General features: G+C 39.9%; 14 protein-coding genes. 10 read left to right on the top strand and 4 right to left on the bottom strand.

All coding sequences use genetic code 11. From position 1 onward, the window contains the following. The first annotated feature begins 2 nt into the window (after nucleotides 1-2). The 3 genes from C7Y70_RS12280 to C7Y70_RS12270 all read left to right on the top strand — a co-directional run bounded on the left by C7Y70_RS12280 (nucleotide 3) and on the right by C7Y70_RS12270 (nucleotide 4,768). On the top strand, nucleotides 3-2,216 hold the full coding sequence (locus C7Y70_RS12280; protein WP_135475121.1) for a TonB-dependent receptor: 2,214 nt from the start codon (nucleotides 3-5) through the stop codon (nucleotides 2,214-2,216). A gap of 365 nt (nucleotides 2,217-2,581) precedes the next feature. Beyond that, entirely contained in the window at nucleotides 2,582-3,901 is a 1,320-nt protein-coding gene (locus C7Y70_RS12275; protein WP_135475335.1) for a Na+/H+ antiporter NhaC family protein, read from the top strand. 123 nt (nucleotides 3,902-4,024) lie between these two features. Continuing rightward, nucleotides 4,025-4,768 carry a nucleoside-binding protein gene (locus C7Y70_RS12270; RefSeq protein WP_135475334.1) on the top strand — a complete coding sequence of 248 codons (744 nt, stop codon included), beginning with the start codon at nucleotides 4,025-4,027 and terminating at the stop codon, nucleotides 4,766-4,768. A gap of 98 nt (nucleotides 4,769-4,866) precedes the next feature. On the opposite strand, the gene C7Y70_RS12265 is transcribed toward C7Y70_RS12270, so the two are convergent. Then, nucleotides 4,867-5,664: a M48 family metallopeptidase gene (locus C7Y70_RS12265; protein WP_135475120.1), complete on the bottom strand. Its 798-nt coding sequence runs from the start codon at nucleotides 5,662-5,664 to the stop codon at nucleotides 4,867-4,869. 450 nt (nucleotides 5,665-6,114) lie between these two features. Between C7Y70_RS12265 and C7Y70_RS12260 the strand changes: the two genes are divergently transcribed. Beyond that, nucleotides 6,115-7,317, top strand: a complete 1,203-nt coding sequence (locus tag C7Y70_RS12260) for a Bcr/CflA family efflux MFS transporter (protein WP_135475119.1) — start codon at nucleotides 6,115-6,117, stop codon at nucleotides 7,315-7,317. 24 nt (nucleotides 7,318-7,341) lie between these two features. Here the strand turns inward: C7Y70_RS12260 and grpE are convergent, their stop codons facing one another. Beyond that, a complete protein-coding gene (gene grpE, locus C7Y70_RS12255) occupies nucleotides 7,342-7,950 on the bottom strand; it encodes a nucleotide exchange factor GrpE (protein ID WP_099295749.1) in 609 nt (202 codons plus the stop codon). 58 nt (nucleotides 7,951-8,008) lie between these two features. Beyond that, complete coding sequence (locus C7Y70_RS12250) at nucleotides 8,009-8,974, bottom strand: HrcA family transcriptional regulator (RefSeq protein ID WP_135475118.1); 966 nt, start codon at nucleotides 8,972-8,974, stop codon at nucleotides 8,009-8,011. Nucleotides 8,975-9,078: 104 nt separating this feature from the next. Between C7Y70_RS12250 and nadK the strand changes: the two genes are divergently transcribed. The 5 genes from nadK to C7Y70_RS12225 all read left to right on the top strand — a co-directional run bounded on the left by nadK (nucleotide 9,079) and on the right by C7Y70_RS12225 (nucleotide 14,023). Then, a complete protein-coding gene (gene nadK, locus C7Y70_RS12245; protein WP_099295751.1) occupies nucleotides 9,079-9,963 on the top strand; it encodes an NAD(+) kinase in 885 nt (294 codons plus the stop codon). A 78-nt stretch (nucleotides 9,964-10,041) separates the two neighbouring features. Beyond that, a complete protein-coding gene (locus C7Y70_RS12240; RefSeq protein ID WP_135475117.1) occupies nucleotides 10,042-10,611 on the top strand; it encodes a hypothetical protein in 570 nt (189 codons plus the stop codon). Nucleotides 10,612-10,784: 173 nt separating this feature from the next. Next, nucleotides 10,785-12,458, top strand: coding sequence for a DNA repair protein RecN (gene recN, locus C7Y70_RS12235; RefSeq protein WP_135475116.1), 1,674 nt, complete (start codon nucleotides 10,785-10,787; stop codon nucleotides 12,456-12,458). A 575-nt stretch (nucleotides 12,459-13,033) separates the two neighbouring features. Beyond that, nucleotides 13,034-13,354, top strand: a complete 321-nt coding sequence (locus tag C7Y70_RS12230; RefSeq protein ID WP_167850814.1) for a GRAM domain-containing protein — start codon at nucleotides 13,034-13,036, stop codon at nucleotides 13,352-13,354. Between the two features lie 228 nt (nucleotides 13,355-13,582). Further along, a complete protein-coding gene (locus C7Y70_RS12225; protein ID WP_099295755.1) occupies nucleotides 13,583-14,023 on the top strand; it encodes a hypothetical protein in 441 nt (146 codons plus the stop codon). Nucleotides 14,024-14,110: 87 nt separating this feature from the next. On the opposite strand, the gene C7Y70_RS12220 is transcribed toward C7Y70_RS12225, so the two are convergent. Next, a complete protein-coding gene (locus C7Y70_RS12220; RefSeq protein WP_135475114.1) occupies nucleotides 14,111-16,387 on the bottom strand; it encodes an acyl-CoA dehydrogenase in 2,277 nt (758 codons plus the stop codon). Nucleotides 16,388-16,729: 342 nt separating this feature from the next. Here C7Y70_RS12220 and C7Y70_RS12215 point away from each other — a divergent pair, with 342 nt between their 5' ends. Continuing rightward, nucleotides 16,730-18,571 (top strand): M2 family metallopeptidase, encoded by a 1,842-nt coding sequence (locus C7Y70_RS12215; RefSeq protein WP_135475113.1) that lies wholly within the window; start codon nucleotides 16,730-16,732, stop codon nucleotides 18,569-18,571. Nucleotides 18,572-18,651: the final 80 nt, after the last annotated feature.

Here is an 18,651-nt window from a genome sequence, read left to right as displayed (position 1 = left end):
ACATGAAAAAGTATACTCTTACATTAGTAGCCTCTAGCCTTCTATGTGCATTTAACTCATATGCGGCCTCACAAACACAAACGCAAGTGCAGCAACCGTTAGACCGAATCCTTATAACGGCTAACCGAACAGAGCAAAAAATATCAGATATTGCTGGCACTGTGTGGCTTGTCGATCTTGAAGAACTGCAAGCACAAATCAATGCAGGCCATGATTTTAAAACGTCATTAGCGCAACTAATTCCAAGCCTTGATCTAGCCAGTACAACCCGAACTAACTATGGCCAAAATATGCGTGGTCGCCAAATGGTGGTAATGATAGATGGCGTGTCTTTAAACTCTTCTCGTGGTATTAGCCGCCACCTTGATGCTATTGATCCATTTAACATATCACGAATTGAAGTACTTTCAGGGGCAACCGCTATATATGGGGGTGGCAGCACCGGTGGTGTAATTAATATCATTACTAAACAAGGCACCGAAGACAATGCTGTTAAAGTCGGTTTTGTTTCTGGCTTTGCTGGCAGTGATGATTTTGACACAAACTTAGCCGGAGCATATGGCTTTGCTAACAAACACACTAAAGGTCGCGTTTCAATTGCCTATAATAAAACTGACGCCATGTATGACGGTGAAAGTAACCCCATAATAATGGATACAACTCAAAGTGGCCTGCAATACTCTGAAAGTCTTGATTTAATGGCGTCGATATCTCATCAATTTACAGCAAACCAATCACTATCTGCCATGGTGCAAAAATATGAAAACCAAAGTGATGGTGAGCATGGTTTGTATTTTGGTCCAAACGCTAATGCGTTATTTGGTGATATGGCAGGTGTTGAAATTAGAAAAGGGCTTGAATCTGACCATATTCCAAAAACAGAACGCACATTGATTAATCTCAACTATGTAAATAAAGATCTTTTCTCACAAACTTTAAATATACAAGCGTTTATGCGCGAAGAGGTTTTTGATTTTTATCCTCGCCCCCGTCTAAAAGGCAACGCGATTTCAAGTTTCTCAAGCTCAGAGCAGAACACCGATGCGCACGGCTTTAAAGTGGTTATGTCTGGAAAAGCAGACAAACTGACTTACGCTTACGGCTTTGACTATGATAGTGAGGAGTTTGAGGCTATACAAACTTATTACGATACTGAGGTTGCACAAAGTTCGGGCGGGTTGGTAATGAATGAACTGTACGGGGTTGACCGCTACCCTGGCTTTAAAGTTGATGCCCGTGCTTTGTTCGCTCAACTACAATATCAGCTACTAGACAATCTAGGCCTTGCTGTAGGCTACCGCCGACAATCAATGGATAATACTGTAAATGATTTTGTTGGTACTAGCGCTGCAATTAAAGTGAAGACAGGGGTTGCGTCAGAAGCTGAAGCCATCAAAGGCGGCAGCACAGATTATGACGTTGGACTATTTAATTTAGGTGTCATCTTCGATATAAACGATAACCAACAAATGTGGTTTAACTCAGCTGAAGCTTTTGAGCTACCCAATGTAGCAAAATACTATGGCAAAGGCAGTTATGAGCAATCAACCAACACAACTGCATTAACATTAGTTGAAGGCAGTGTGGTTGATGTAAATAGTTCTGCGCTTTCAGGTATTAAAACCGACTCTATGGAACTTGGTTGGCGTTTTGATGACGGAGCATTACGTGCACAACTGGCTGCCTATTACAGCACTTCAGATCACAAAATTTCATATAACTCTAAGACATTGCTTATCTCTGTATCAGACTCTAAAACCCGCACAAAAGGGGTTGAAGCACAACTAGACTATGAATTTGAGAACGCGTGGCAAGCGGGATTTTCTGCGCATTTAATAACAAAAGAAGCTGAAAACGCGCAAGGTGATTGGGAAAAGGTCACGGTTACACAAGCCTCAAGCTCAAAACTAACCAGTTATATTAGTTGGCAAAAAGCGGACTTTAATCTTCGCTTACAAAGCAAAACAATGTTTGATTTAGAAGATGATGCGGATAAAAAAATTGATGGTTATACGCTTTTAGACCTGACAGCGCGCTACCCGCTAGAACACGGCCAAGTATACTTCTCTATCAATAACGTGCTTGATAAAACTTACACAACACAATGGGGTAAACGAGCCATTTACTTCTACAGCCCTAAATATGGCCCAGAAGCACTTTATGACCATAAAGGTCGCGGAAGAAGCTTCGCTTTGACGTATCAATACAATTTTTAAAACCAACGGTTTGATGTGAAATTATAAGCCGCTAACGCGGCTTATAATATGTTTTATTTTATTCAATTGATTACCACCAAAGTAGTACCGTCTATTTATAATTTTATCTTTGCGGACATAAGTGAACTAGATTTTATTTTAAACTCATGTAATAGTCAGAAAACTCTTTTAAAAATAATAATAATAGATACCCATAGACTTTAGCCGTCTATACATTTAAACTTCCTTCTTTGCGCCGATTTGGTCTTTGGCTTGCGGGCGCTGTTGAATTACTTATCACTTTGATAAGAGAACAACGAAATGCTGCTAAAAGAAGGATATTTTGGCTGTAGTAGTTGTTTATGAGTTATCTAACGAGGAATATGATGCAGCCATCATTTAATAAAACTAAAGCAAAGTTATCTTTGCTGCCACTGCTTACCTTTGTAACCCTATTTTTAGGCGCTGGTTTGTATCTTCAATCGCAAGGTGTTGATTACGCTTTCTATCAACTGCCCGCTCCTGTTGCCATTCTACCAGCGATTATGCTGGCGTTTATCCTAAATAAAAACACCATTAACCACAGTGTAGAGACCTTTATAAAAGGCGCTGGGCATAACAATATCATTACCATGTGTTTAATTTATTTACTTGCAGGTGCATTTTCTGCTGTTGCAGGGGCAACAGGGGGTGTTGATGCGGTTGTGAACGCGGGTTTATCACTTATCCCCCCTGCTTTACTATTGCCTGGCCTCTTTTTAATTGCCGCGGTTGTGTCAACTGCAATGGGTACATCGATGGGAACTATCGGAGCAATTGGCCCGATTGCCTATGCGGTATCAATGAAAACGGGTATCGATCCGGCCTTAATGGCAGGCACTATCGTATCGGGTTCGATGTTTGGCGACAATTTATCAATTATTTCAGATACTACAATCGCAGCCACAAGAACTCAGGGCTGTGAAATGAAGGATAAATTTCGTGAAAATTTAAAAATCGCTCTTCCCGCTGCAATACTTACTATCGCGTTACTTGTCTTTTTAACACCTGCATCACAGGCAGTTGAAGCGAAAGAGTATGATTTGTTATTAGTCTTACCTTATGCCTTTATACTCGTGCTTGCGGTAATGGGCTTCAATGTTTTTGTTGTTCTATTTAGCGGAATCATTTTTGCTGCGTTGATGGGCTTTACAGGCAGCTACGAAGGCGCAAGCTTTGTAAAAGATATCTACAAAGGCTTTACCGACATGCAAGAAATCTTCTTGCTATCGATGTTTATTGGTGGTTTGTCTGAGTTTATCCGCATTAATGGTGGTCTTGACTACTTAGCACGCAAAATTCAAGCAATAACAAAAATCATTGCTAAATGGCACAGAAAAGTAGCTGATCAACTTGGGATTGCAGCGCTTGTGATGACTAGTAACCTGTGTATTGCGAATAATACAGTTTCAATTATTGTCGCGGGACCTGTGGCTAAAAAGCTAGCAACAGATGGTGAAATTAGCGGTAAACGCTCAGCAAGTTTATTAGATATATTCGCTTGTGTTACTCAAGGCTCATTGCCTTACGGCGCTCAAGCATTATTACTTGGCGCAACCTTCAAAATTAGCCCTTGGGAAGTATCTACATCTTCTTATTACTGTTTTATATTGGCGTTTACAGCAGTGACTGTTATTTGCCTCAGACGCAACAAAACTGAGATTTAACGTTTTTTAATAGCAGATACGCTCAATTCTAGGGGTATCTGCTATAATCTCGGTTAGAAAAAGTAAATATTTAAATCCGAGATTCCTACATTGAATAAAACAATCGTTTTTACTGCCATTTTCATGGCTAGCGCTTCAAGCCACGCTGCTAATTGGAGCACTACTGCGTTACACCTTAATAAAGGTGATTTTAAAAACCCTTTCACAGGACAAAAATCAACCACCACGATTGCTTCACTACAACATGCCTCTGGCTATGATTATGGTGATAACTTCTTCTTTATTGATTATATAAATGATACCACTGACGATGGCTACCAAGACAAAGACTTTTATGGTGAATGGTACTCTACTTTTAGTTTATCCAAAATATCGGGTAGCGACATGTCTTATGGTGCAATTGCGGATATTGGCTTAACGGCAGGATTTAACGCCGCTGGCGATTCTAAAGTATTAAAGTACTTACCTGGCGTAAAGGTAAATTGGCAAGCACCGGGGTTTAGCTTTTTGTCAACGCTAGTCACAGCATACATCGACGATAATGAAGGTGTATTACGTGGTGGAGCTCCTATTGAAACCAATAGCTGGATGCTTGATATTGCGTGGGGCTATCCGTTTTCGATTGGCACACAAAAGTTTAATGTGACAGGCCACATTGAGTATATCGCCGCACGTGAAAATGAGTTTGGCGAAGATGTTAAAGCTTGGGTCTTAGCACAACCTATCATAACGTGGGATTTAGGTAATGCGATTAGCATGAAAGAGAACACCTTACTTCTAGGAATTGAGTGGCAATATTGGCACAACAAACTTGGCACAGATACCACAGAGTCTGTACCACAATTACATATTGAGTGGACGTTTTAAGGACCGCCTAAAACTTCTCCCTCGCGAAGCTAAAAATAAAGGCACAACATTGCATGTTGTGCCTTTTTAAATTTATTTAGAAATACTATGGCGGCAAACTAGAGCTTACAGGCTGGCGTTTTTCCTGACTTGTTAGCATTATTCTTTGCTACTACCGCACCTGACATGTTTGCTTGTAACTCTTTTATACGATTACCAGGTGCTGGATGAGTCGACATAAACTCAGGTGTTGCTCCACCTCCAGCTTGGCTCATATTTTGCCATAATGTGACTGACTCTTTCGGGTTAAACCCTGCTTTAGCCATTAAGTCTAAGCCGATAATATCCGCCTCTGATTCATGAGAGCGACTAAAGGGTAAAATAATACCAAATTGCGCACCCAAACCGAGTCCTTGCATTATCTCATTACGGTATTTTACATCGCCTATATCAAGTGCTGCACTGCCTACCTGCATGCCTGTTTGCAACAGTGAACTTTGTGATACACGTTCATTTGAATGCTCCGCGATAACATGACCCACTTCATGACCAATGACTGTTGCAAGTTGGTGTTGGTTTTTAGCTACATTGAGTAATCCTGTATGAACACCAATATAGCCCCCTGGTAATGCAAAAGCATTGGCTGAATCGTCTTCAAAGACGACCACTTCCCAATTTTGGCTTGCGTATTGTTGAGGCAAAACAGCAATTACATCCTTGGCAATGCATTTAACATACGCATTTACAGCTGGATCTTTATTTACTTTTTGGGTTTCTTTCATTTGAGCAAAGCTTTGCTGGCCCATTTGGCTCATTTGTTGATCACTATACAAAGCGATTTGTGTCCGACCCGTTGGTGATGTTTTACACCCGGCTAACACGGCTGTTGCGAGTACTGCTAAAACTAGTTTTTTCATTGTATTCCCCAACTAACATTCCGTTTATTGATATTTTGTCAATATAGCAAATAACGCCTTAACATAATATTACTATTGACCCCCCTAAGCACGCTGACAAAATTAATCACAAACTAACCCATACACTGGCTATCGCATTGTAAATCTCGCAGATATACCCAAACCACCTCAAGATGCACAATTCAGCGCTTCACAGTGACTTAATATCAAGGTGTTGCTTTGCAAGAATGGCACTCCCTTTTAAGAAGGAACAACGATGAGAGTAAGTGCCAGTGAAACGCCCAGCGGGTTGGTTTAAAAGCGATTTATACTGCGTTATTGATTTTAACGAGGAAACAACCATTATTTGCAATCATTGCCTTGCCTAAATCGTTTTTAATTCCAACGACGCTCGCATCTTGAGGTGGCTTGGGTATACAATGCGCACCAAATTCTGTTCACGAGTAGCGCATGCAAATTCAATCATCTCTCCTTAACAAGCGTATCTTACTGCCTCTTTTAGCGAGTATCGTTGCTATTACCCCCCTCGCAATCGACATGTATTTACCTGCAATGCTAATTATTGCAAACGACCTCAATACAAGTATGCCTAATGTACAAATATCACTCAGTTTGTACCTAGCTGGTTATGCTCTGGGCATGCTTTTCTTCGGCCCGATTGCCGATCAAATAGGACGGCGAATACTCGCAAAGATCGGGTTAGCCTTATTTGGATTAAGCTCCCTTGCTTTAGCATTTTGTAATGACATACACCTTTTTTGGTTTTTGCGTGTTGTTCAAGCTTTCACTGGTGCGGCAGCAACAGTGGTTGTGCCCGGTATTATTCGTCACATTTATCAAAAGGACACGGCTAAAGGCATGTCTTATGTGTCTATGATCATGATGGTGGCTCCTCTCGTGGCGCCTACTGTTGGTTCAATGATAATGGGGCTTTCTCATTGGCAGACGATTTTTATCGTACTCGCTTGTTATAGCTTTACTATTTTAGCGCTAACTCAAAGATACTTGATTGATATTCCAATATTTAAAAGCCCTCTTTCAGGTTTTGCACTTTTTTTTGATAGTTATAAAACCGTATTTAAAAATAAAAATGCGCGCGCAGACATAGCCAGCTCAATGTTTGTTTCTTTTGGCTTTTTTTGCTTTTTAACTGCTGTGCCCTTCGTATACCTTGATTACTTTGCTGTATCTGAACAACTATTTGGATTATTGTTTGCGTTTAATGTGATGGCATTAATGTTTGGTAACTTTTTAAACACGCGTTTAGTACCGCGAATTGGTTCTCGAAAGATGCTTTATTATGGTTTGTTTGTAGGGTTTATGTCGGGAAGCGCGTTGCTATCATTTAGCGTGTTTCATTTATCGCTGTACTATATAGTTGCGGCTATTGCACCTCTTATGATGAGCCTAGGTATTATTGCCAGTAATGCAGATGCACTTATTTTGATGCAGTTTGAAGAAAAGTCAGGAACGGCAACCGCCGTCATTGGTACTTTACGCTTTGGCAGCGGTGCACTTGTTGGGCCAATACTCGCATTAATGCATGCGCAAAGTGCCGTGCCCTTTTCAAGTTTAATGTTCAGTGCGTTAGTGCTAACTTTGCTTGCTCAAGTTTGGCACCGAATACAAAGCAAAAAAAATGCCCGTAATTAACGGGCATTTCTAGAATATTTTAGATTACTCAGCGGCTTTTGACACCATCACCATTGCAGGGCGAAGTAAACGACCATTTAAAGTGTAACCCTTTTGCATTACTGCTAGTACTGTATTAGGTGATACATCATTACTTGGCTGGATAGACATTGCTTGGTGAAATTCAGGGTTAAACTGTTCACCTTGTGGGTTTACAATTTCAACACCAAACTTAGCAACGGCATCATTAAAGCTCTTCACTGTCATATCAATGCCTTCAAGTAACGGCTTAAGTGTTTCGTTCTCTTTGTCTGAGAATTCAATTGCACGTTCTAGGTTATCAATCACTGGAAGTAGTTCGTTAGCAAACTTTTCTAAAGCAAATTTATGCGCTTTTTCAACATCTTGAGCTGCACGACGACGAATATTTTCAACATCAGCTGCAGCACGAACAACACCATCTTTTTGATCATTGATTGTTTGCTTTGCCGCTTCAAGCTCTGCGTAAAGCATGGCGATTTCAGCTTCCGGGCTAACTTCTTCAGCCTCATGTGCATCAGCAGCCTCTACCGCAGCTTCAACGTCTGCTTGCATTTGCTCTAACTCTTCATTTAATTCTACTTCTTGCTCTGGTGATTTTGTCTGCTCAGACATAATAAACGTACTCCAATTCTTTTCAATTGCGGTAATTATGGGGATTGAATAAAAAGATTCAAGAGTCAGATGACTCGATTAGTTTAAATTCTTGGATGATTGCTTCAATTTGCGCCGATTTTGGACAAATAATACAAAAACGACTTTGATATTCTTGATTTTGAAAATACGGCACACTTATCACCATTAACTCAGCGCAATCTGCAAATGGTAGTTGTTCTGAGTTAAGTACAGAAACACCATTTTTAAAAGCCAGTTTATCTTCCACATAATTTAAAAATGACACGCCAATATTTAAACTTTGCTGACAATCCATTTGCTTATATAAGTAGTTTTCCCCTACCACAATACTGTTGTCTGAACCAAGCTTTTGGCTTAGTTCGCGGGTCCACTGTGTTAATGAATCATGGCAATTACGTGGCGCTGTATTTGCCATTGCCTGCATACGATACAAGCCTTCCATCAGCGTTTGTTGACTAAATACCGTGTTCAGCCAAGTCGCAAATTGATATCGCACAGCGTCTGATGAATCAGACGGTTTGTGAATACAAATATTATGACTTTGCCCAGCTCTATCAATCAATAAAATAAGCCAATCATTGCTATCGAAATCAAGTACTTCTACTCTAAAAACATGCTGAGAGCGGACTTGAGGCAAGCCAACACAACAACACACTTTAAAACGTTGACTTAAATCGTGGGCTAACTCTACAAGTTTTGACTGCGCTGGGTGCCAATATTGAGCTATCTCATTTAATGCAAAAAACTCCGTTAACCAGTACTCAAAACCGGCATTAGTCGGAACGCGTCCAGCAGATGTGTGGGGGGAGTATAATAACCCCACTTTTTCAAGCCGAGACATGGCATTACGCACGGTGGCCGAGCACACTGCCATACCTTTTTGCTTTGCAATTTTGCTTGATGCCACAGGCAGGCCTTCACCATCACAGTACAAACTCATAACGGCGGAAAATATTTGCTGATCTCGAGGATTTATATTCATATTATCTACATCTTGGTGCATAAAGCATATATCGGGGCAAAGAGAGGTTATTTCAAGGCACTGAGGTTTTCAATTCACTCATTTTTAAGTACTCTAGCATTATTATAATTATTTGCGTGAATATCATGGAATCACCTTTTAAAACCATAGGCTTAATTGGAAAAGTAAATCACGATGGCGCAACCGCAACATTAATACGCTTATACACTTTTTTAAATGCATTAGGCTTTTCTGTTATTGTTGAGCAACGAACTGGACAGCAAATAGACGATATACCTAAAGACAAACTTGTCAAATTAATTGAGCTTGGTGAAAAAGCTGACTTAGCAATTGTGGTTGGAGGCGACGGCAACATGCTAGGTGCCGCACGTGTACTTGCTCGCTTTAATGTTGCTGTTATTGGAGTGAACCGAGGGAACCTAGGGTTTTTAACAGACTTAAACCCCGATGGCTTTGAAGCAAGCTTGGAGCAAGTATTAAGTGGGCAATTTATCGAAGAAAACCGCTTTCTGCTTGAAGTTGAAGTCTATCGTCATGCTGAACTCAAAAGTGCAAATTCGGCTGTGAACGAAGCAGTTCTTCACGCAGATAAAGTTGCTCACATGATAGAATTTGAAGCATTTATAAACAATGAATTTGTCTTTTCTCAGCGTTCTGACGGTTTAATTGTTTCAACTCCCACAGGTTCAACAGCTTACTCACTATCTGGCGGCGGACCAATTTTGACCCCTGAGCTGAACGCTATTTCGCTGGTCCCAATGTTTCCTCATACCCTATCAAGTCGTCCTTTGGTCGTCGATGCCGATAATGAAGTTCGCTTAAAACTAAGTTTAGAAAATACGGATAGCTTACAAGTGAGCTGTGATAGTCATGTTGTGTTGGCCGTTTTGCCTGGTGATGAAGTCGTGATAAAAAAGGCTGATAAAAGACTTCGGCTTATTCATCCAAAAGAATACTCTTACTATCATGTTTTACGTACAAAGCTAAATTGGGGTAGTCGTTTGTATTAATTATATTGCGCTAACTCATACTTTAGCGCAAAATATCAAGAAATTTATAATCACATAAATCAGGAATGTTTATTAGCGATGACCTACGTTGTATTTTTTGCTATTTTGTTATTAATAACGTTATTAGGTACATACCTTGTAATTGAAAATAACCGCCGTAATGCACGAGAGGCAGAAAAAAAGCTGTTTAATAACCGTGTAGCAGAAGTAACGAGCAATTTAAAAGGGAAATTAAATTACTTTTCTGAAGCTCATATACTTAGGCCTAAATATATCCCGCGATTACAAGTCATTGCTAGCAACTTTTTTGTTGTACAACCCCATAGTGATGAAAACCTATTGTATTTAGAACGAATTGTCGAATCTTTCATCTCAACAGTAAATAGCGAACTGACTAAATCGTTTGTCACCGGTGAGCGTGACAAATTAGCTGAGCAACTTTCTCTTTTTGTTGCTGAATTACCCTATGCGGGAATTGAATATAACCGTGATTTTTATTATGAAATACTACCTTCATTAATTAAAACATTAGAATCACCGGATATCGCCAGTGATCAAGGTGTACCCGAGGTAGAGGTAGATGAAGAACAAGAATCTGATGATTCAAATACTCAGTCTTTTATACAACAATTAAGTACTAATAGTTAAATCACAGGGTGCTTCTGCACCCTAACCTTTGCATTTCAAGCCCTTTCCCGACGTCATATCAACTTTTCTCGTTACATCTACTGCTTTGTAATCCGAACAAAATAGAAATTTTATTTGCAAAAAAACAAAACACTGTATAAATTAACAGTTAATTGACTGGATGGATGAACAGTATGTTAATCGGACTCGAAATTAAAAACTTTGCCATTGTAAATAATCTTAGCACCGAGTGGCATAGCGGTATGACCGCTATTACAGGTGAGACTGGCGCAGGTAAATCAATTGCAATAGATGCATTATCACTTTGCTTAGGTGAACGTGCTGATGCCGCAGCGGTGCGCCCTGGTACAGAGCGCGCGGAAATAAGTGCTCACTTTGATATTGCTAATCTGCCTAATGCTACTGACTATTTACAACAACAGTTATTAACAAATGATGAAAACGAATGTTTATTAAGACGTGTCATTTGTAAAAACGGTCGTAGTAAGAGTTATATTAATGGTAGTCCTGTAACAGCCACACAGCTAAAAGAATTAGGACAACACCTAATTTCGATTCATGGGCAGCATGCGCACCAATATCTTTTGAAAGCAGACCATCAACTTAATTTGTTAGATGCCTACGCAGGACACACTGATTTAGTATCTAATGTGCGTAAACGCTATCGCGAACACCAAAACTTGCAAAAAGAGTATGCCATTCTCGAGCAGTCTCAACTGAAAGAGGCGGCGCAAAAACAACTGTTAGAATACCAAGTAGCCGAACTTGACGAATTTGCTTTACAAGAAAATGAATTCCAACAGATTGAAGCTGAACACCATAAGTTAAGCCACAGCCAGACGATACTTGAATCGTGCCAACGTGAGCTACAGCATTTATACGAAAGTGATGAGCAAAATGCTTGCTCAATATTACAGCATAGTGCTCAACGCTTTGCTGAGTTAGCGCATTACGACAATAGCTTAACGAGTGTCGCTACTTTGTTAGAAGAAGCCGCTGTGCAAGTAGAAGAAGCCAGTCGCGAGATTAGAAATTATGCTGATCAAACAGAGCTAGACCCAAGCCGGCTTGTTGAAGTCGAAGAGCGCTTGAGTGGCGCTTTAGATTTAGCGCGTAAGCATCATATAAAACCTGAAGAACTAGTAGATTTTCATCAATCAATCAGTAGCGAGTTGGAATCAATTAGCAATAATTCATCACGGTTAGAACAGTTAGAATCTGAAATAACTTTGTCCTTGGATCTTTATAAAGAAGCCGCTTGTGTATTGAGTAATAGCCGGATAAAAGCTGCCAGTGATTTAAATAAACTGATTAGCCAAAGCATGGCCAACTTATCGATGGAGAATGGGCAATTCGAGATTGCACTTAGCCAAGAGCCATCACGCGTACCTACTAACCTAGGCTATGACTGCATTGCTTTTTTAGTCTCCACAAATCCAGGACAACCTTTACAACCCTTGTCAAAAGTTGCATCTGGTGGAGAGCTTTCACGAATAAGCTTGGCCATACAAGTCATTATTGCGCAAAAAGTAACAACGCCAACACTTATTTTTGATGAAGTAGATGTGGGTATTTCTGGCCCTACGGCATCTGCTGTAGGAAAATTATTACGCCAACTAGGCAAGTCAACACAGGTCATTTGTGTGACACACTTACCTCAAGTGGCAAGCTCTGGTCATCAACAGTTTTTTGTAGCCAAAGAAATTGCAAACGGTGAAACATTTACCCATATGAAACCCTTAAATAAAGACGGCAGAATCGACGAAATTGCAAGGCTGCTCGCTGGTGACAACATTAGTAAAATGGCCAAAGCGAATGCCAAAGAGCTTATCTCTGCTCATGGCTAAACTTTGCGTGCCCGATTTATTTAAACATTTTAAGCCACTATAAAATTAGACAGAATTTATGAAGAATTACTTATTAAGGACCTCAGTCCTGTTATTAGCTTTAATTATGCTTGCTGGGTGTGAAACAAAAATAGCTCAGTCAATAAATACTAATGGATTTCATTGGGGTCCGATTCTAACACTTATCTACGCCAGTATAGTATTGACCCCCATAGTGAGCACTGTATTACTGGTATTTAGCCAATATAAGCCCCTTTCTTTTAAGGTTAAGTTGCAACAAATTATCCACATATCGTTGCTTGGAATGCTTTTACTCGCGTGGTTAATAGAGTTAAGCAACATAAATATTATCAATAGTCGGTTGGATTTAATCATCATGCTAGCTGCACTATTTATACAAATGTTGGTCGCAATTTTAGTTTTTGTTTCTGTAAGTAAACACCAAAAGAAACATAACAAAGACAGGTACTTTTTGTAACGGCAGTTTTACAACAATAAAGCAAAGTTTTATTTACAAATTTGACACACTCCAACTGACAGCATAATATTTTGTTTAATCAATCATGGAGCGAATTATGGGTATGCTATTTTCTGACGTTACGCAGCTAAAAAGCAGCTACGCAACACTGCAACTTGGTTCAGCAAAAGCTGATGGCCGATTAACGTTGACCGAACATTTGCTTCACTTTGAATCACTAAATAAACAATTAAATTTAGGTTCATACACAATAAAATTAAACACCATTAGTCGTGTTGAACGCTGTGCAGGAAAAGCCGCTGGTATTATTCCAATAACACAAAGCGGCATTAAGATTACGACCAAACAGAACCATAATATCGAGTTTCTTTTGCCCGACCCTGAACAATGGCTAAACAGCTTAAGAGCAGATCATTAGAGAAAAATCTGTCTTTAGTAGTTCATTAGTATGATTTAAAGGGCCGTTTTGATTTGTCTGCCTCGCTTTTTCTTAAAGTTTATTATCATTAGTTTAATTGCAATAACATGAACTACGCTTTTAGTACTAAAAAATGTCACTAAATCTAATTATTACTGCTATTAAACTTTACATCTTTATTAATTCGTCTCACACTTGAATCATCTGGAATCTGTAAAACAATTTAAAATGAAATATTTATTAACGCTTTTTACACTCATTTCTATTCTTTCACTATCAGGCTGTGGTAGTGAAGAGTCTACTTCTGGTGACTCAAGTACACCAGGGGAAGGTGCGACTATGTATTTTGATGCCTTGTATAATGCGAAAGACCTCAATAAGGCGATGACAATGGCTACGCCTAAATTAGGCAGAATAATGAAGTCATATGGTACTTCTAAACAATTCGCTCGTAATTTAGTTAATATGCAATATGACGAAGTAGTTATTGAAGTAGACATGACAAACATGAGCCTTCGAGAGCAGTATGGTGATAAGGCTAATATAAACCTTATATTTACCGGTTACTTTAATGGTAACAAGGTTGATGATATGCGCAGTGTTAAAATGGTGCGTAAGAAAGGCAAATGGTACGTGGATAAAATAAACCCAGACCCATTTGCCAGATAATTTTCAATAACCTAAGCTCTGGTTATGAGATGTATTACATATTGATATTAAATACTGAAAGCCTTTATTTTAAAGGCTTTTTTCGTTTTAAAGTGTTCCTTTTGCAAAGTTATCTACCGCTATGGCTTGTTTCCTAAGCTCATTTGCGTCTTGTAGACGCCTACCCTCTTGCTCTGTAATCAGTTGTTTTTCAACTGCTTCATCAATTACTACTTCGACCGATGCATTACGATTTAAAACGCCCTCACGCTGCCACTTCTTTATACGTTTGAATGCATCAGCAGTGTCATTCATTGCTGCAAATGCTTGCTCCATTACACCTGTACCTGCATTATCATCGACATAGCATAAGTGAGTTAATCGATTTCTGAAAACGCCCGGTTTAGTCATATGCTCGCATATTGTTTGAGCTATATTATCACTAGGACGATGGTAATGATTACCCAGTGGGAAAACTATTCGTTTGAGTAAAAAATTAACGAATGGATTTGAAAAGTTTTTAAAGAAGCCATCAAACGCTTGCCCAATTTCAAATAAATTTCGCTCCACTGAATACTGAACAAATGCTAAGTCTGCTTGTTGTCGGCCTTCATCTTCAAACCGTTTGAGAACAGTTGAGGCAATATATAGGTGGCTCAACACATCGCCTAAGCGTGCAGAAATCATTTCTTTTCGCTTCAGCTCTCCGCCTAAAATAAGCATAGCTACATCAGTGCAAAATGCTAATCCGCGACTCATTCTGCCTAACTGCTTATAATAGTTCGTTGTTGCGCCACTCACAGGAGACTTAGCAAAATAGCTTCGAGTCAGTCCATGTACAAACGCCATGCCTGCATTGGTACTGGCAAATATAATATGCTGTAACAACAACCCATCAAATTGCTTTAAAGCAAGCTCATCATCTTCCATGCCAGCCGCTTCCATTTCTTTAAGTACAAATGGGTGACAACGTGTTGCGCCTTGTCCAAAAATCATTAAATTACGTGTTAATATGTTGGCGCCTTCTACGGTTATAGAAACCGGGATCCCCATGTATCCATGAGCTAAATAGTTATTTGGCCCTACTTGAATACCCTTACCTGAGTGAATATCCATTGCATCATTCATTACGGTTCGCCCCATCTCTGTCATATGGTATTTCGCAATAGCTGTGACAACCGATGGGCTGAGTTTTAAATCAATTGCACCTGCGGTCATTAGTCGGCAAGACTCCAAACTATAAGTTAAGCCACCAATACGCGCTAACGCTTCCTGGACCCCCTCAAACTGTCCTATTGATACACCAAACTGCTGTCTTACCACAGCATAAGCTGATGTCATGCGTGAACATAAATGCCCTGTAGCACTACTCAATGCAGGAAGTGAAATACCACGACCTGCACTAAGGCACTCAACGAGCATCCGCCAACCTCTGCCTGCGCCCTGTTGACCACCAATAATCCACTCTAGTGGTATAAATACATCTTTACCGTAGGTCGTTCCATTCATAAACGCCATATTAAGCGGATAATGACGCTCGCCGATTTTAACACCCTCATGATCTGTGGGTATTAGCGCACAAGTAATACCAAGCTCTTTCTCTTTACCCAGCAAGCACTCGGGATCGTACATTTTAAACGCAAGCCCAAGCACTGTGGCCACAGGTGCCAATGTTATGTAACGTTTAGACCAGTTTAAACGAAGTCCAATTACTTCTTCACCATTGAACTCACCTTTACACACCACACCAGAATCAGGAATACTGCCCGCATCGGAGCCAGCTTCAGGCCCTGTTAGGGCAAAACAAGGCACATCTTCGCCAGTTGCTAAAGTTGGCAACCATCGTTCTTGCTGCTCTTTAGTACCATAGTGAAGCAATAACTCACCTGGACCTAAACTGTTTGGCACCATAACGGTAACCGCAGCAGTTAAGCTTTTAGTCGCAATTTTTGCCACAATAGTAGAATTTGCAATCGCTGAGAACTGACGTCCGCCAAACTTTTCAGGAATAATCATTGCGAAGAAACCATTTACTTTGAGGTAATCCCAAACCTCTTTAGGCAAGTCTTTATCTTTTTGAACAATTTGGTAGTCATCAAGCATTGCTAGTAATGTTTCTACCTCATTATCTAAAAATGCACATTCCTTTTTACTCAATTCTGGCTTAGGGTAGCTATGAAGAACTTTCCAGTCAGGGTTACCACTAAACAGCTCCCCATCCCACCAAACATCGCCAGCCTCCATAGCTTCCCGTTCTGTTTGTGACAAAGGCGGCAATACTTTTTTAAAAAATTTAAAGGCTGGGCGACTAATTAAGCTGATGCGGATATCTTTTACAGCAAATACAACTATCACCAAAACCAGTAATAAAATGAACACTGACATGGAAACGATCCTTTTCAATTGATGGAAACTAATTGTTTTAAGTATGACCGATCCTTTTATAAATACAATAAAACCATCATTCTCTGGTTACACATATGCAAACAAAAACTTAAATCAATTCGCTTAATTAAGTGCTCTATTTTGAGGATAGAAAAAAATGTTGATAGCAAGGCAAAAAATTTGCTATCTAGTTGCTCTAAATGAGAGTTTTTTAACGCAGGTAGCCACACGTTTATCCCCGCAAAATGATTAAGTACTGTTACAGATTGGAATTATATATTTTGCCATGCTTTGAGACACTGCTATCATCCATAGCGATAAATAACAAATATAAGGGTAAATATGACTACTCCACATTTTAAGCTTAGTCTGAGCGTATTAATGGCCACGAGTGCATTAGCACTATCAGGTTGTGACCAAAACACTTCTGAAAAACAACACACTACTGTTAGCACTTCAGTAAGCGCAGCTGATGCACGAAACTTTATAGATAAAACGGAACAAGAACTTAACGCACTCTATTTAGAATCAAGCCGCGCAGAGTGGATTTATGCGAACTTTATTACGCATGATACCGCTGCGCTTTCAGCAGAAGTAAACCGCAAGATGACGGAAGCGGTTGTGCGCCTTGCAAATGAAGCGGCTCAGTTTGATTCTTTAGACCTTGATTACGATGCCCGACGTAAATTAGATAAGCTAAAATTAGCACTCACATTGCCTGCGCCTCAAGATGCTGAAAAAACAGCTAAACTATCGCAGTTAGTGGCAGAGCTTGGTGGTATCTACGGCAAAGGTAAGTACTGCAAAGAAAATGGCAATTGTTTAAGCTTAGGCGATATGACAGCAAAGATGGCCACAAGTCGTGATTACAATGAATTACTTGATCTATGGCAAGGCTGGCGTCAAGTTTCTAAGCCAATGCGACCTCTTTATGAGCAACAAGTAACTTTAACAAATGAAGGTGCTAAAGAGCTTGGTTACGCTGATACCGGCGCGATGTGGCGCAGTAAGTATGATATGCCTGCAGATGATTTTGCAAATGAACTTGACCGCATTTGGGGACAAGTTAAACCACTTTATGATTCATTGCATTGTCATGTACGTGCAAAGCTAGGCGAGAAATATGGTGAAGATAAAGTACCACAAGATCAACCAATTCCTGCACATTTATTAGGCAACATGTGGGCACAAACATGGGGCAATATCTATGACGTTGTTGCCCCTGAAAATGCAGATCCAGGCTATGATGTAACAGCGTTACTCGCTGAGCATAATTATGATGAACTAAAAATGGTGAAAGGTGCTGAGACGTTTTTCACTTCAATGGGGTTTGAGCCTCTCCCAGAGACGTTTTATGAACGTTCACTATTTACCAAACCCAAAGATCGTGATGTGCAATGCCATGCATCAGCGTGGAACATTGATAGTAAAGACGACCTGCGTATTAAAATGTGTATTCAACGTACAGGTGAAGAATTTTCAGTTATACACCATGAATTAGGTCATAATTTTTATCAGCGTGCGTACAATACACAGCCACTTTACTATCAAGAAAGTGCTAACGATGGGTTCCATGAAGCTATTGGTGATACAATTGCACTCTCTGTTACACCTGGTTATTTAAAAGAAATTGGTTTATTAGAGCAAGTACCAGACGAATCTAAAGACATTGGCTTACTAATGAAAATGGCACTGGATAAAGTGGCCTTCATTCCATTTGGTTTATTAGTGGACCAATGGCGTTGGAAAGTGTTCTCAGGTGAAGTAACAGCTGAAAATTACAATCAAGCTTGGTGGGATTTACGCCAGAAGTATCAAGGTATTCAAGCACCCATAACTAGAACAGAAGCTGATTTTGATCCAGGTGCAAAATACCACGTACCAGGCAACACACCTTACACTCGCTACTTCTTAGCACATATTCTTCAATTTGATTTCCACCGCAGTCTGTGTGAAATTGCTGGTAACGAAGAAGCGATTCACCGTTGTTCAGTTTACAATTCTAAAGCGGCGGGTGAAAAGCTCAATGCCATGCTTGAAATGGGCTCAAGCCGCCCATGGCAAGAAGCACTTGCCACTGTAACGGGCAAAACAGAAATGGACGCCACTGCGTTACTTGATTACTTTGCACCATTGCAAAAATATTTAGATGAGCAAAATCAAGAACGACAATGCGGTTGGTAATTCTCCTTTAATTGTCCCGTCCTGAAATAGGTTGACGGTTTTAATGAGAGACTTGGTGCGAAAGCGCCAGGTCTTTTTTA

The sequence above is a fragment of the Pseudoalteromonas sp. KS88 genome, assembly GCF_004766475.1.
GTDB lineage: Bacteria > Pseudomonadota > Gammaproteobacteria > Enterobacterales > Alteromonadaceae > Pseudoalteromonas.
The sequence above is the reverse complement of the archived record's forward strand: the minus strand, read 5'-3'. Positions and strand labels throughout refer to the sequence as shown.